Below are 12,727 nucleotides of genomic sequence, written 5' to 3'. Positions count from 1 at the left end.
GACAATCGCGGCATGTCCCTCGGCGAATTCGACCTGATCGGCAAGTACTTCACCCGCGAGGTGCGGCGCGCGACGCTGGGCATCGGCGACGACTGCGCGCTGCTCGCGCCCTTGGCCGGCATGCAGATCGCGGTGTCCAGCGACATGCTGGTGGAGGGCCGCCATTTCCTGTCCACGGTGGCGCCGGAGCGGCTCGGCCACAAGGCGCTGGCCGTTAACCTCAGCGACCTGGCCGCCTGCGGCGCGCAGCCGCTGGGATTCACGCTGGCGCTGGCGCTGCCGCGTGCCGACGAGGTGTTTCTCGAGGGATTTGCGCGTGGCCTGTTCGCGCTGGCCGAGGCGCAGGGCATCGAGCTGGTCGGCGGCGACACCACGCAGGGCCCGCTGAACATCTGCATCACCGCGATGGGCGAGGTGCCGCCCGGGCAGGCGCTGCTGCGTTCGGGGGCCCGCGCGGGCGACGACCTCTACGTCAGCGGCACGGTCGGCGATGCGCGCCTGGCGCTCGAAGTGTTCCGCGGCCAGCTCGCGCTGGACGCGGCGGCCTTCGAGTCGGTGCGCGCCGCGATGGAGCAGCCGCAGCCGCGGGTGGCGCTCGGCCTGGCGCTGCGTGGAATCGCCACGAGCGCGATCGACGTGTCCGACGGGCTGCTCGGCGACCTCGGCCATGTGCTGCGCCGCTCCGGCGTGGGTGCGATCGTGGACGTCGATGCCGTGCCGCGCAGCGTCGTGCTGGCCGTGCAGAGCCTGGCCTGGCAACGCGAGTGCACGCTGGCCGGCGGCGACGACTACGAGCTGATCTTCACCGCCGCACCCGCCTCGGCCGATGCGGTGCAGGCTGCGGCGCGCCTCGCTGGCGTGGCCGCCACGCGCATCGGCCGCATCGAGGCCGGTGCGGCGCTGCGGCTGGTCGATGCCGCCGGTCGACCGGTGCCGCACACCTTCGGCTCCTTCGACCATTTCCGCTCGTGAACGCCCTCCCGCCGACCCCGCCGCCGGTGAACCCGCCGCTGAATCCGCCCATGACGCCGGCGCGCCGCGCCAGCTGGCGATTCATGTTCAGCCACCCGGCGCATCCGATCGCGCTCGGTTTCGGCGCCGGCCTGGCGCCGTTCGCGCCCGGCACGGTCGGCACGTTGTGGGCCTGGGCGGCCTACCTGCTGCTGCGCCCCGGCCTGGGCGACCTGCACTGGGCCGCGGTGCTGCTCGGCTCGCTGGCCGTCGGCTGGTGGGCCTGCACCGCCACCGCACGCCACATGGGCACGGCGGACCCGGGCGCCATCGTCTGGGACGAGGTGGTCGCCTTCTGGCTGATCCTGTGGCTGATCACTCCGGCCAGCTTCTGGGCGCAGGCAGGGGCCTTCGTGCTGTTCCGTTTCTTCGACGCCGCCAAGCCGGGGCCGGTGGCCTGGGCCGACAAGCTGTTCAAGATCCGCCGCAGCCAGCCGATCGGCTGGGCGCAGGGCTTCGGCATCCTGTTCGACGACCTCGTCGCGGCGCTGTGCACGCTGCTGGTGATCGCGCTGTGGAGGGCCTGGTGAAGCGCTTCGAGGCCGAGGTGCTCGCGCTGGGCGAAGCCTTGCGCGCACGCGGCGAGAAGCTCGTCGCGGCCGAGTCCTGCACCGGTGGCCTGTTCGCCGCCGCCTGCACTTCGGTGGCCGGCTCGAGCGACTGGTTCGAGCGCGGTTTCGTGACCTACTCGAACGAGGCGAAGAACGAATGCCTGGGCGTGCCGGCCACGCTCATCGATCTGCATGGCGCCGTCAGCGAGCCGGTGGTGCGTGCGATGGCCAGCGGTGCACTGCGCGCTTCCTACGCGCAATGGGCCGTGGCCGTCACCGGCATCGCCGGGCCGGGCGGCGCGGTGCCGGGCAAGCCGGTGGGCACGGTGTGGCTGGCCATCGCCCATCGCGATGAGGTGCTGCTGGCCGAAAGGCTTCAACTGGACGGCGACCGCACGGCGGTGCGCGAGCAGACGGTGCAACGCGCGCTGACGCAGCTGCGCGCGGCGACGGCGGCGGCATGAGCATCCTGCTGGCCGGCGAGTTCGATGCGGCCGAGCGCGCGCAATGGTTCGATCTGCTGCGCGCCGCGCTGCCTGAAGAGACCCTCGTGACCGAGCCGACCGATGCGGCCGCGATCGACATCGCCATCGTCGCCAACCCGCCCGCTGGCGCGCTGCGCGGCCTGCCGAAGCTGCGCCTGATCCAGTCGCTGTGGGCCGGCGTCGACCGCCTGCTTGCCGACGACAGCGTGCCGCCCGAGGTGCCGTTGGCGCGAATGGTCGACCCGGCGATGAACGAGGCCATGGCCGAGACGGCGCTGTGGGCCGTGCTTTCCTTGCAGCGCGACTTCGTCGACTACGCGGTGCAGCAGCGGGATGGCCGCTGGCTGCCGCATCCGCAGCGCCGTGCCGACGAAGTGCGCGTGGCCGTGCTCGGCCTCGGCCAGATGGGCCGGGCCGTGGTGCGGCGGCTCGACGCGAACGGCTACCGCGTCGCCGGCTGGAGCACACGCGAGGGCCAGCTCGACAATCTGCTGGCCGCCAGCGACATCGTCCTCAACCTGCTGCCGCTGACGCCGGCCACGCGCGGCTTGTTCGATGCGCGCCGCCTTGCCGCGATGCGCCGCGGTGCGAGCCTGGTCAACCTGGCGCGCGGTGCGCACGTGGTCGATGCCGACCTGCTCGCCGCGCTCGATGCCGGCCAGCTGCGCCATGCCGTGCTCGACGTGTTCCACCGCGAGCCGCTGTCGGCCGATCACCCGTTCTGGGCGCACCCGCGCGTGACCGTGCTGCCGCACGTGGCGGCGCAGACCGATGCGCGAAGCGCGGCGGCCATCGCCGCGGCGAACGTGAGGCGGTGGCGAGCCGGCGAGCCGGTCGCGAATCTCGTCGACCGCTCGCGCGGCTATTGAAGCGCTGCGCCGCTCAGGCGCCGAGCGCCAGCCGCGTGCTGACGACGCGGGCACGTCCACCGGCCGGTGCCGCGCTGCCGATCTGCTCGATCAGCATCAGCACGAGGCGGCGCAGCGACTCCCAGGCGTCGAGCGGCCAATCGGGGTGGCGCAGGCCCTTGACCAGGCCATCGCAGACCTGCGCGGCCTCGAGCAGCGCGGCCAGGCCGTTGTCGGTGAGCAGCGGCACGGCGCGTTCGAACAGGCGCTCGCGCACGCCCCAGACGCGGTTCTCGCGCAGCGCCATCGGCAGCGGCTTGCCGCCGCTGACGGCATCGCGCACGCGCTTGAGCGCGCGGATGTCCTCGGCCAGCGTCCAGTGCACCAGCACCGCCGCCTCACCCTCGGCCTGCAGGCCTTCGAGCATGCGCAGCGCGCGGGCCACCTGGCCGGCCAGCACCGCTTCGCCGAGCTTGAAGACGTCGTAGCGCGCGACGTTGAGCACCGCCGCCTCGATCTGCTCGAAGCCCAGCTCGCCGGGCGGGTAGAGCAGGCCGAGCTTCTGGATCTCCTGGTGTGCTGCGAGCAGGTTGCCCTCGACCCGGTCGGCGAAGAACGCCAGCGTGCGCTGGCCCTCGTCGCCGCCCTGCACGCGCTGGCCCTGCTGCGCCAGGCGCTGCGCGATCCACTGCGGCAGCGCCTTGCGCTCCACCGGGTCGACGCGCACCGTCACGCCGGCGGCGTCGAGCGCGCTGAACCAGCCACTGCTCTGCTGCGTGCGGTCAAGCTTGGGCAGCTGGATCAGCGTGACGACCTCGTCGCCGAGCTGCTCGCAGTAGCGCTGCAATGCCTCCGAGCCGTCCTTGCCGGGCTTGCCGCCGGGGATGCGGATCTCGATCAGCTGGCGGTCGGCGAACAGGCTCATCGCCTGCGAGGCGCCGAGCAGGCTGCTCCAGTCGAAGTGCGCGCCGCTGACGGTGTGCACCTGGCGCTCGGTGCAACCCGCCGCGCGCGCTGCCGCGCGGATCGCGTCGCCGGCCTCCTGCGCGAGCAGCGGCTCGTCGCCCCACACGGTGTACAGCGGCCTCACGCCCTTGGCGAGGTGCTGGGGGAGCTGGTCGGCACGGACTTGCATGACGGTCGGTTCAGGGGGCGGGCACGGAGGCCAGTCGGCGCAGCACCTGCGCCACGATGTCGCTCTGCATCGAGCGGTACAGCGCGGCCTCTTCCTGCTCCTTGGCCAGCGCCGCAGACTCGCGGTAGCTCATGTCGCGCGTCAACAGGATCTCGGTGGCCGGGATCAATTCGCGGCCCTGCGGCGTGCGCAGCCGGAAGTGGAAGCGCGAACGCAGCTGCAGTTCGCGCACCTCGCCGAAGGCGGTGCTGGCGACGACGCTCTTCTCGCGCGCATCCGCCAGCGCCTCGAGCACCACCTGCGCCTTGGGCGCCGAATCGACGACCACGGTGGTCTGGCTCGCGTCGATGCTGGTGCGCAGCTCCTCGGCCAGTGGCGACTTCGGCCCGAACCCGGCCAGCGCGAGCGTGCGAAAGCGCAGCTCCGGCGCGCGGCGCAGCTCGAAGCCGCAGCCGGCCAGCGCGGCGGCGCCGATCAGGCCGAGCGCCTGCCGACGGATCATCCGACGACGACGTTGACGAGCCGGCCGGCGATCACGATGACCTTCTTGATCGCCATGCCCTGCGAGAACTTGTGGAAGTCCGGGCTGGCCAGCGCCGTGGCCTCGATGCTGGACTTGTCGGCATCGGCCGCAACCTGGATCGAGCCGCGCAGCTTGCCGTTGACCTGCAGCATCAGCTCGATGCGGTCCTGCACCAGCGCGGCCTCGTCGACCTGCGGCCACGGCGCGTCGAGCAGGTCGCCGAACTGCCGGGCGTAGCCCAGCTCCTGCCAGAGCACCCAGGTGGTGTGCGGGCAGGCCGGGTAGAGGCCGCGCAGCAGGATGCCGAAGCCTTCTCGCAGCACCGAGGGCGCGCTGCCCTTGAAGCCTTCGAGCGCATTGAGCAGCTTCATCGCACCGGAGACCACGGTGTTGTACTGCATGCGCTCGTAGTCGTAGCTCACCTGGCGCAGCACCGCATGCACCTCGCGGCGCAGCGCCTTGGCGGCGTCGTCCAGCGCCGCGCCGGGCATATCGGCGGCGCGGATCGCGTCGCCCTGCTTGACGCCGAAGTTCCACAGCCGGCGCAGGAAGCGGTTCGCGCCCTCGACGCCGGCGTCGTTCCATTCCAGCGTCTGCTCCGGCGGCGAGGCGAACATGACGAACAGGCGCGCGGTGTCGGCGCCGTACTTGTCGATCAGCTCCTGCGGGTCGACGCCGTTGTTCTTCGACTTCGACATCGTGCCCACGCCTTCGTAGGTCACGGACGAGCCGTCGCTCTTCAGTTTCGCGCCGGTGACGCGGCCCTCGGCGTCGAAGGTGTTGTCCACCTCGTGCGGCCAGAAGTACTCGACGCCGCCCTTGTCGCCCTTGCGCGAGTAGATGTGGTTGAGCACCATGCCCTGCGTGAGCAGCCGCGTGAAGGGCTCATCGACCTTCACCAGGTGCAGGTCGCGCATCACCTTGGTCCAGAAGCGCGCGTACAGCAGGTGCAGGATGGCGTGCTCGATGCCACCGATGTACTGGTCCATCGGCATCCAGTACTGCGTGCCGGCGCCGACCATGGCCAGGTCGTTCTTCGGGTCGCAGTAGCGCATGAAGTACCACGACGAGTCCACGAAGGTGTCCATCGTGTCCGTCTCGCGCCGCGACGGCTTGCCGCATTTCGGGCAGGCCACCTTCAGGAAGGCCTCGCACTTGTTCAGCGGGTTGCCGGAGCCGTCGGGGATCAGGTCCTCGGGCAGCACCACCGGCAGGTCCTTCTCCGGCACCGGCACCGCGCCGTGCTCGTCGCAGTGGATGATCGGGATCGGCGTGCCCCAGTAGCGCTGGCGGCTCACGCCCCAGTCACGCAGCCGCCAGGTGGTCTTCTTCTCGCCCAGGCCCTTGTGGGCGAGCGCCTGGGCCACCGCGTCGACGGCCTGCTGGTAAGGCAGGCCGCTGTACAGGTCGGAGTTGACCGTCACGCCGCGCGACTTGTCGGCATACCACTCCTGCCAGTGGTCGTAGCTGAAGTGCGGCTCGCCGTCGACGTGCACGACCTGCAGGATGTCGATACCGTACTTCTTCGCGAAGGCGAAATCGCGCTCGTCGTGGCCCGGCACGCCCATCACCGCGCCGTCGCCGTAGCCCATCAGCACGTAGTTGCCCACCCACACCGGGATCTTCTCGTGCGTCAGCGGGTGCTCGACCACCAGCCCGGTGGGCACGCCCTTCTTGTCCTGCGTGGCGAGCTCGGCCTCGGTGGTGCCGCCCGCCTTGCACTCCTCGAGGAAGGCGGCTACCGACGGGTTCGAGTGCGCGGCGTGCAGCGCCAGCGGATGCTCCGGCGCCACGGCGCAGAAGGTCACGCCCATGATGGTGTCAGCGCGCGTCGTGAAGACGTACAGCCGCCCGGCGCCGATCAGCGTGCCGTCGCCGCCGTGGATGTCGTGGGTGAAGGCGAAGCGCACGCCTTCGCTCTTGCCGATCCAGTTCTCCTGCATCAGCTTGACGCGTTCGGGCCAGCCCGGCAGGTGCTTCTGCACGTGCTCGAGCAGTTCTTCGGCGTACTGCGTGATCTTCAGGTAGTAGCCGGGGATCTCGCGCTTCTCGACCGGCGCGCCGCTGCGCCAGCCGCGGCCGTCGATGACCTGCTCGTTGGCGAGCACGGTCTGGTCGACAGGATCCCAGTTGACGACCTGCGTGCGGCGCTCGGCGATGCCGGCCTCCAGCATCTTCAGGAAAAGCCACTGGTTCCACTTGTAGTACTCGGGCGAGCAGGTGGCGACCTCGCGGCTCCAGTCGATGGCCAGGCCCATGGCCTGCATCTGGCCCTTCATGTGAGCGATGTTCTCGTAGGTCCACTTCGCGGGCGGGACCTTGTTCTTCATCGCCGCGTTCTCGGCGGGCAGGCCGAAGGCGTCCCAACCCATCGGCATCAGCACGTTCATGCCCTTCATGCGCAGCTGGCGCGTGAGCATGTCGTTGATGGTGTAGTTGCGCACGTGCCCCATGTGCAGCTTGCCGCTGGGGTAGGGCAGCATCGAGCAGGCATAGAACTTCGGCTTGCGCGGATCCTCGGTCACGCGGTAGGCGTCGGCGGCCTTCCAGGCGGCGTGCGCGGCACGCTCGATCTCGCTGGGCTTGAAGTCGGGGCTCATGGGGTGGCGCTGCGCGCTTCTGGAGTGGCGGTCGATTATAGGAAGGGGCCTTCTCGGCCCGCCGCCGGGCCGTTCGGCCCCCGATTCCGGGGACTGCAGCACGGACTTGGGCGCCGGCTCATGCTGCGATGCAACATAGGGTTTACACTGATCCCGGATCGACTGCATCCGCCCGGCGCTACCCGCATCGGGCCCATTGGGGACTCCATACCATGAACCGCAAGAACATCGTCATCGGAGCCGTGATGCTCCTGGCCGCGCTGGCCGCCGCCAGCAACGTCGAAGCCCAGACCGTGGGCGCCCACCCGGCCCTGCGGGGCAGCGCGCCTGTGGCTGCCGTGGGCATCGACCCGAATACCTTCATCGTGGGGCATCCGGCCGGGCTCGCGCTCGTGCGCGGACACGCCAACCACGAGCATCCCGCCGTGGCCGCCAAGCGCGACGCTCCGGGCCAGCCGGTCGACCCGAACCAGTTCATCGTGCAGCCTCCGGCGGCGGTGCACTGGGCACTGGCGTCGGAGCCGGCCGCTCAACTCGCGGCGCTGCGCTGAACGCTCAGGGCTTGGCCGGCTCGGCGACGAAGCCGATGCGGCTCAGGCCGCCCGTCTGTACCAGGCCGATGAGTTCGGCGACGCGACCGTAGGGCACGCTGCGGTCGGCGCGCAACTGCACCTCGGTCATCGGATTCAGGCGCGCGGCCTGTGCCACGCGGGCGCGCAGCGTGGGCTCGTCGACCTTCTCGTCGCCGACGAACATCTGTCCCTGCGCATCCAGCGACAGCGAGATCGACTGCGGCGCGTCGCTGGGCTGGGCGCCTTCGGCCTTCGGCAGGTCGAGCTTGAGCGCCGAGGTCATCAGCGGCGCGGTGATCATGAAGATCACCAGCAGCACCAGCATCACGTCGATCAGCGGCGTCATGTTGATGTCGCTCATCGGCTGCGGGCCGGTGGTGCGTTCGAGGCGACCGAAGGCCATCTCAGCGTGCCCTTGCCGCGTCGGTGACCATCTCGCGCAGGTCGTGCGCAAAGCCTTCGAGCTCGGCCTCGCAGGCGCCCACCAGCTTGCCGAAGACGTTGTAGGCCAGCACGGCCGGGATGGCCACCGCCAGGCCGGCGGCCGTCATCACCAGCGCCTCGCCCACCGGGCCCGAGACCTTCTCGATGCTGATCGCGCCGGCCATCGAGATGGCCACGAGCGCGTGATAGATGCCCCACACCGTGCCGAAAAGACCAATGAAAGGGGCAGTGCTGCCGATCGAGGCGAGCAGCACCTGGCCGAACTGCAACTGCGCGAGCACTGCGTGCAGCGCGTCGCGCAGCCGGCGCGTCAGCTGCGACTCGGCGTGGCCGCGCGACTCGAGCGTGTCGCCGCGCGGCGCGGCCAGGGCCGCGGCGAGAAGGGGGCGCAGCGCGGCTTCGCGGTCGAAGGCTTGCAGTTGCTTGGCGCCGGCGTCCAGCGTGGGCGCAGCCCAGAAGGCCGGCACCGCGCGCGCGATGTCGCTGCGCACGCGGCGCAACAGCCACCCCTTCCAGAGGATCACCACCCAGGCGCTGACCGACATCAGCAGCAACAGCAGGGCCACGCCGCGCGTGATGGCGTCACCCTGCGACCAGAAATGCGCCAGGCCGCTCATGAGGCGAGGCCGAGTACGGCGTCCATGCCGAACAGGCCGGTGGCACGGTCGGCCAGGAAGCGCGCCGCGCGCAGGCTGCCCTGCGCGAAGTTGGCCCGGCTGGTGGCCTGGTGGCGGATCTCCACGCGCTCGCCGGTGCCGGCGAACAGCACGGTGTGGTCGCCGACGATATCGCCACCGCGGACGGTGGCGAATCCGATCGACGACGGGTCGCGCTCACCGGTCACGCCTTCGCGCGCATAGACCGCGCAGTCCTTCAGGTCGCGGCCCACCGCGGCGGCCACCACCTCGCCCATCTTCAGCGCCGTGCCGCTGGGCGCATCGACCTTGTGGCGGTGATGCGCCTCGATGATCTCGATGTCGTAGCCTTCCTTCAGCGCACGCGCGGCGACATCGAGCAGCTTGAGCACCACGTTCACGCCCACGCTCATGTTGGGCGCCAGCACGATGGCGTTGTGCTTAGCGAACTCGGCGATCTGCGCCTTCTGCTCGTCATTGAGCCCGGTGGTGCCGATCACTGCCTTCACGCCGAGCTCTCGGCATGCCGCCAGATGCGCCAGCGTGCCTTCCGGCCGCGTGAAGTCGATCAGCACCTGCGCATGGGCCAGGCCGGCGTGCAGATCGCTGGTGATACTCACGCCGCTGGCGGCGCCGAGGAAGGCGCTCGCGTCCTGCCCGATCGCCGGGCTGGAGGGGATGTCGAGTGCGCCGCAGAGCTGCAGGTCGCTGCTGGCACGCACGGCCTCGATCAGCATGTGGCCCATGCGGCCCGACGCGCCGGCCACGGCGATGCGCAGCGCGCTCATCGGGCCGGCTCCAGCGGCGGGAAGCTGCGTGTCGGGCCGACCGGCTCGGCCGCGGGCGCCGGCGGCTTGGGCGGCACCGGCAGGGCCTTGACCTGCTCGTCGGTCAGCGCCAGCGGCGGCGACTGGCGCGAGGTCTTGAAGGTGTCGATCGAGGCGACGAAGTCGCGCTCGGCGGGCAGCTCGCTGCTGGTGTCCAGGCTCTTCAGGGTCTCGCCGTCGAAGCGTGCCACGATGCGGCGCAGCTGCGGCTCGGCGCCCTGGCGGCGGATGGTGAAGACATAGTCCCAGCGGTCGGCGTGGAACGCGTCGGTGAGCAGCGGCGAGCCGAGGATGTCGCGGACCTGCGTGCGCGACATGCCCGGCTTGACGGCCTCGGCCTGTTCCTTGGTGACCACATTGCCCTGCACGACCTCGACGCGGTAGGGTGTCACCACGCCGAGGAAGTTGTCGGAAGACTGCAGCGAAGCGCAGCCCGTGGCGGCGATCGCGGCGACCAGGGAGCACGCAGCGAGGCGGGAGCGAGAGGGCATGGTGGCTTTGGGGGCGCGAGCCGGTGGCGACTGCAACCTCGATATGATCGCCGGATTCTAGCGTTCGGCACCATCCGGGCCGAACCCTCCGCGAGCTGCCATGACCCATGCCGACGAGCTCAAGAACAGCGGGCTGAAAGCCACCCTGCCGCGCATCAAGGTGCTCGAGGTGTTCCAGAAGAGCACCCAACGCCACATGAGCGCCGAGGATGTCTACAAGCACCTGCTGGCCGAAGGGTCGGACGTGGGCTTGGCCACGGTGTACCGCGTGCTGATGCAATTCGAACAGGCCGGAATCCTGTCGCGCAACCATTTCGAGGCCGGCAAGGCGGTGTTCGAGCTGAACGAGGGCAAGCACCACGACCATCTGGTGTGCCTGGACTGCGGCCGGGTCGAGGAGTTCTTCGACGCCGAGATCGAGAAGCGCCAGAAGGCCGTGGCAGGCTCCCGCGGCTTCGAGCTGCAGGATCACGCGCTGGCGCTGTACGCCGTCTGCACCAAGAAGAACTGCCCGCACCGGGGCCGCTGACGTCGCTTCTGGCGATCAATCCGGCTTGAGCATCGCCTTCTGGTGGCGCTCGATGAATTCCTGGTAGGTGTCGATGCCGCGCAGCTGCAGGATGGTGTTGCGCACCGCGGCCTCGACCAGCACGGCCAGGTTGCGGCCCGCATCCACCGCGATCACCGCCTTGCGCACCGGCACGCCGAGGATGTCTTCGTACAGCGGTTCGTAGGGCAGGCGCTCGAACTCGCGGTCCATCGTTTCCTTGCGCACCAGGTGGACGATCAGCTTCAGGCGCATCTTCCGCCGCACCGCGGTCTCGCCGAAGATGGCCTTGATGTCCAGCAGTCCGATGCCGCGCACCTCGAGCAGGTTCATCAGCAGCTCGGGGCAGCGGCCTTCGAGCGCGGTCTGCGAGACGCGGTACAGATCCACCGCGTCGTCGGCCACCAGGCCATGGCCGCGCGAGATCAGCTCCAGACCGAGTTCGCTCTTGCCCAGGCCCGACTCGCCGGTGAGCAGCACGCCCAGGCCGAGGATGTCCATGAACACGCCGTGGCGCGTGGTGCGCTCGGCGAAGTGCTGGCTGAGGTAGCCGCGCACCACGTCGATCACATGGCCGGCGGACTCGGCGGTGGCGAACAGCGGGATCTCGGCGCGGTCGCACATCGCCACCAGCTTGTCCGGCGGCACCTGGGCGTCGGCGACGATCAGCACCGGTGGCTCCAGCGTCACGATGCGCGAGATGCGGCGCTCGGCCACGTCGGCCGTCGATTCGTTCAGGTAGGCGACTTCGCGGCGGCCGACGATCTGCACCCGGTATGGGTGGATGTAGTTGAGGTAGCCCACCAGGTCGGCGGCCGACTGTGCGTTGCGCACCGCGGCCTCGTCGAAGCGGCGCTCCGGATGCGCGTGCCCGGCGATCCACTCCCACTGCAGCGCGGGCCGGTGTTCCTCGAACAGCGCCTCGGCGCTGATGACGGTGGGTTTCACTGGGGGCTGGCGCGCTTGCTTGTCAGGCCACCGACTTCAGCGGTTCCCAGTTGGCGATCAATTCGTGGACCTTGGCCGCCTCCGGCTCGGTCTTCAGGCGCTCGCGCAGTTCGCGGTCCGACAGCATCTCTGCGATCTCCGAGAGGATCTCCAGGTGGCGCTGCGTGGCCGCTTCCGGTACGAGCAGGAAGATCAGCAGCAGCACAGGCTCGTCGTCGGGCGCATCGAACGGGATCGGTTGCTGCACCCGCAGCACCGCGGCCAGCGGATTCTTCAGGCCCTTGATGCGGCCATGCGGGATGGCCACGCCGTGGCCGAGCCCGGTGGAGCCCAGCCGCTCGCGGGCGAACAGGTTGTCGGCCACGATGGCGCGGGCGATGGCGTGCTGGTTCTCGAACAACAGCCCGGCCTGCTCGAAAGCGCGTTTCTTGCTGGTGGCGTCCACGTCGACGAGCACATTGCTGGCGGGCAGGATGGCGGCAAGGCGGTTCATCGGCGGTTCGTGGGGACTCCCGGGCTCGTGGCCGCGGCAGCCGCATGACAAGTGACAGGTGACGGAATTATGAAGTCGACCCCCTGGGAAGGGCGTCGACCACAACGCTTGGATGGGCACATTGTGCGCTGCCTGCTGCGTCGCAGCAACGTAGGGTGCCCCCGGGTTCACGGGCCGAGGCCATGAAAAAGCGGCCCCGCAGGGCCGCCGATTCAGGGTGGTGCCGCTCAGGATGCGGCCGACTCGATGCGCTTGGCCGCCACGTGGTGATGGTCCTGCAACTTGTCCTTGTGGCGGCAAACCTGGCGGTCCAGCTTGTCCATCAGCTGGTCGATCGCCGCGTAAAGATCCTCGTGAGACTGCTCGACGAAGATGTCCTTGCCCTTCACGTGCACAGTGACTTCCGCCTTCTGCCTTCGCTCCTTCTCCTTCAGCTTCTCGACTGACAACAGCACGGTGATGTCCACCACTTGGTCGAAATGACGTGTGACACGGTCCAACTTCGTGAGCACGTACTCTCGCAAAGCGGGCGTCACTTCAAGGTGGTGACCGCTGATCGTCAGGTTCATGGGTACTCCTTTCGCACGGGTGAGGGAGGCTGGAAAGGCGGGAGATGG

At 69.8% G+C, this 12,727-nt stretch carries 16 protein-coding genes; 6 read left to right on the top strand and 10 right to left on the bottom strand.

Features of this window, described 5'->3' with window-relative positions:
• The first annotated feature begins 12 nt into the window (after window positions 1-12).
• Genes thiL through HZ992_RS21810 form a run of 4 tightly spaced genes read left to right on the top strand, consistent with a single transcriptional unit; the run spans window position 13 to window position 2,916 of the window.
• A complete protein-coding gene (thiL, locus tag HZ992_RS21820) occupies window positions 13-972 on the top strand; it encodes a thiamine-phosphate kinase (RefSeq protein ID WP_209383892.1) in 960 nt (319 codons plus the stop codon).
• Window positions 973-1,022: 50 nt separating this feature from the next.
• Window positions 1,023-1,541, top strand: a complete 519-nt coding sequence (locus tag HZ992_RS25890) for a phosphatidylglycerophosphatase A family protein (protein ID WP_245213521.1) — start codon at window positions 1,023-1,025, stop codon at window positions 1,539-1,541.
• A complete protein-coding gene (locus HZ992_RS25885; protein WP_245213160.1) occupies window positions 1,538-2,026 on the top strand; it encodes a CinA family protein in 489 nt (162 codons plus the stop codon). The genes HZ992_RS25890 and HZ992_RS25885 overlap by 4 nt, the downstream gene beginning before the upstream one ends.
• Window positions 2,023-2,916 carry a 2-hydroxyacid dehydrogenase gene (locus HZ992_RS21810; protein ID WP_209383890.1) on the top strand — a complete coding sequence of 298 codons (894 nt, stop codon included), beginning with the start codon at window positions 2,023-2,025 and terminating at the stop codon, window positions 2,914-2,916. Before HZ992_RS25885 ends, HZ992_RS21810 begins: the two co-directional genes overlap by 4 nt.
• Window positions 2,917-2,929: 13 nt before the next feature.
• On the opposite strand, the gene holA is transcribed toward HZ992_RS21810, so the two are convergent.
• The 3 genes from holA to leuS are packed head-to-tail and all read right to left on the bottom strand — an operon-like array spanning window position 2,930 to window position 7,153.
• Window positions 2,930-4,030 carry a DNA polymerase III subunit delta gene (gene holA, locus HZ992_RS21805; protein WP_209383889.1) on the bottom strand — a complete coding sequence of 367 codons (1,101 nt, stop codon included), beginning with the start codon at window positions 4,028-4,030 and terminating at the stop codon, window positions 2,930-2,932.
• A gap of 10 nt (window positions 4,031-4,040) precedes the next feature.
• Window positions 4,041-4,532 (bottom strand): LPS-assembly lipoprotein LptE, encoded by a 492-nt coding sequence (gene lptE, locus HZ992_RS21800; protein WP_209383888.1) that lies wholly within the window; start codon window positions 4,530-4,532, stop codon window positions 4,041-4,043.
• Window positions 4,529-7,153 (bottom strand): leucine--tRNA ligase, encoded by a 2,625-nt coding sequence (gene leuS, locus HZ992_RS21795; RefSeq protein ID WP_209383887.1) that lies wholly within the window; start codon window positions 7,151-7,153, stop codon window positions 4,529-4,531. Before leuS ends, lptE begins: the two co-directional genes overlap by 4 nt.
• A 212-nt stretch (window positions 7,154-7,365) precedes the next feature.
• Between leuS and HZ992_RS21790 the strand changes: the two genes are divergently transcribed.
• Entirely contained in the window at window positions 7,366-7,704 is a 339-nt protein-coding gene (locus HZ992_RS21790; protein WP_209383886.1) for a hypothetical protein, read from the top strand.
• 4 nt (window positions 7,705-7,708) lie between these two features.
• Here the strand turns inward: HZ992_RS21790 and HZ992_RS21785 are convergent, their stop codons facing one another.
• The 4 genes from HZ992_RS21785 to HZ992_RS21770 are packed head-to-tail and all read right to left on the bottom strand — an operon-like array spanning window position 7,709 to window position 10,122.
• On the bottom strand, window positions 7,709-8,128 hold the full coding sequence (locus HZ992_RS21785) for an ExbD/TolR family protein (RefSeq protein WP_209383885.1): 420 nt from the start codon (window positions 8,126-8,128) through the stop codon (window positions 7,709-7,711).
• A gap of 1 nt (window position 8,129) precedes the next feature.
• A complete protein-coding gene (locus HZ992_RS21780; protein WP_209383884.1) occupies window positions 8,130-8,786 on the bottom strand; it encodes a MotA/TolQ/ExbB proton channel family protein in 657 nt (218 codons plus the stop codon).
• Complete coding sequence (dapB, locus tag HZ992_RS21775) at window positions 8,783-9,592, bottom strand: 4-hydroxy-tetrahydrodipicolinate reductase (RefSeq protein WP_209383883.1); 810 nt, start codon at window positions 9,590-9,592, stop codon at window positions 8,783-8,785. Before dapB ends, HZ992_RS21780 begins: the two co-directional genes overlap by 4 nt.
• Entirely contained in the window at window positions 9,589-10,122 is a 534-nt protein-coding gene (locus HZ992_RS21770; RefSeq protein ID WP_209383882.1) for an outer membrane protein assembly factor BamE, read from the bottom strand. The genes dapB and HZ992_RS21770 overlap by 4 nt, the downstream gene beginning before the upstream one ends.
• A 100-nt stretch (window positions 10,123-10,222) precedes the next feature.
• Between HZ992_RS21770 and fur the strand changes: the two genes are divergently transcribed.
• A complete protein-coding gene (gene fur / locus HZ992_RS21765) occupies window positions 10,223-10,651 on the top strand; it encodes a ferric iron uptake transcriptional regulator (protein WP_209383881.1) in 429 nt (142 codons plus the stop codon).
• Window positions 10,652-10,666: 15 nt separating this feature from the next.
• On the opposite strand, the gene hprK is transcribed toward fur, so the two are convergent.
• The 3 genes from hprK to hpf form a co-directional block, all read right to left on the bottom strand.
• Window positions 10,667-11,617 carry an HPr(Ser) kinase/phosphatase gene (gene hprK, locus HZ992_RS21760; protein ID WP_209383880.1) on the bottom strand — a complete coding sequence of 317 codons (951 nt, stop codon included), beginning with the start codon at window positions 11,615-11,617 and terminating at the stop codon, window positions 10,667-10,669.
• A 22-nt stretch (window positions 11,618-11,639) separates the two neighbouring features.
• Window positions 11,640-12,110, bottom strand: a complete 471-nt coding sequence (locus tag HZ992_RS21755; protein ID WP_209383879.1) for a PTS sugar transporter subunit IIA — start codon at window positions 12,108-12,110, stop codon at window positions 11,640-11,642.
• Between the two features lie 227 nt (window positions 12,111-12,337).
• Entirely contained in the window at window positions 12,338-12,679 is a 342-nt protein-coding gene (gene hpf, locus HZ992_RS21750) for a ribosome hibernation-promoting factor, HPF/YfiA family (RefSeq protein WP_209383878.1), read from the bottom strand.
• Window positions 12,680-12,727: the final 48 nt, after the last annotated feature.

It is taken from the genome of Rhizobacter sp. AJA081-3, assembly GCF_017795745.1.
In the GTDB taxonomy this organism is placed as follows: domain Bacteria; phylum Pseudomonadota; class Gammaproteobacteria; order Burkholderiales; family Burkholderiaceae_C; genus Piscinibacter.
The sequence above is the reverse complement of the archived record's forward strand: the minus strand, read 5'-3'. Positions and strand labels throughout refer to the sequence as shown.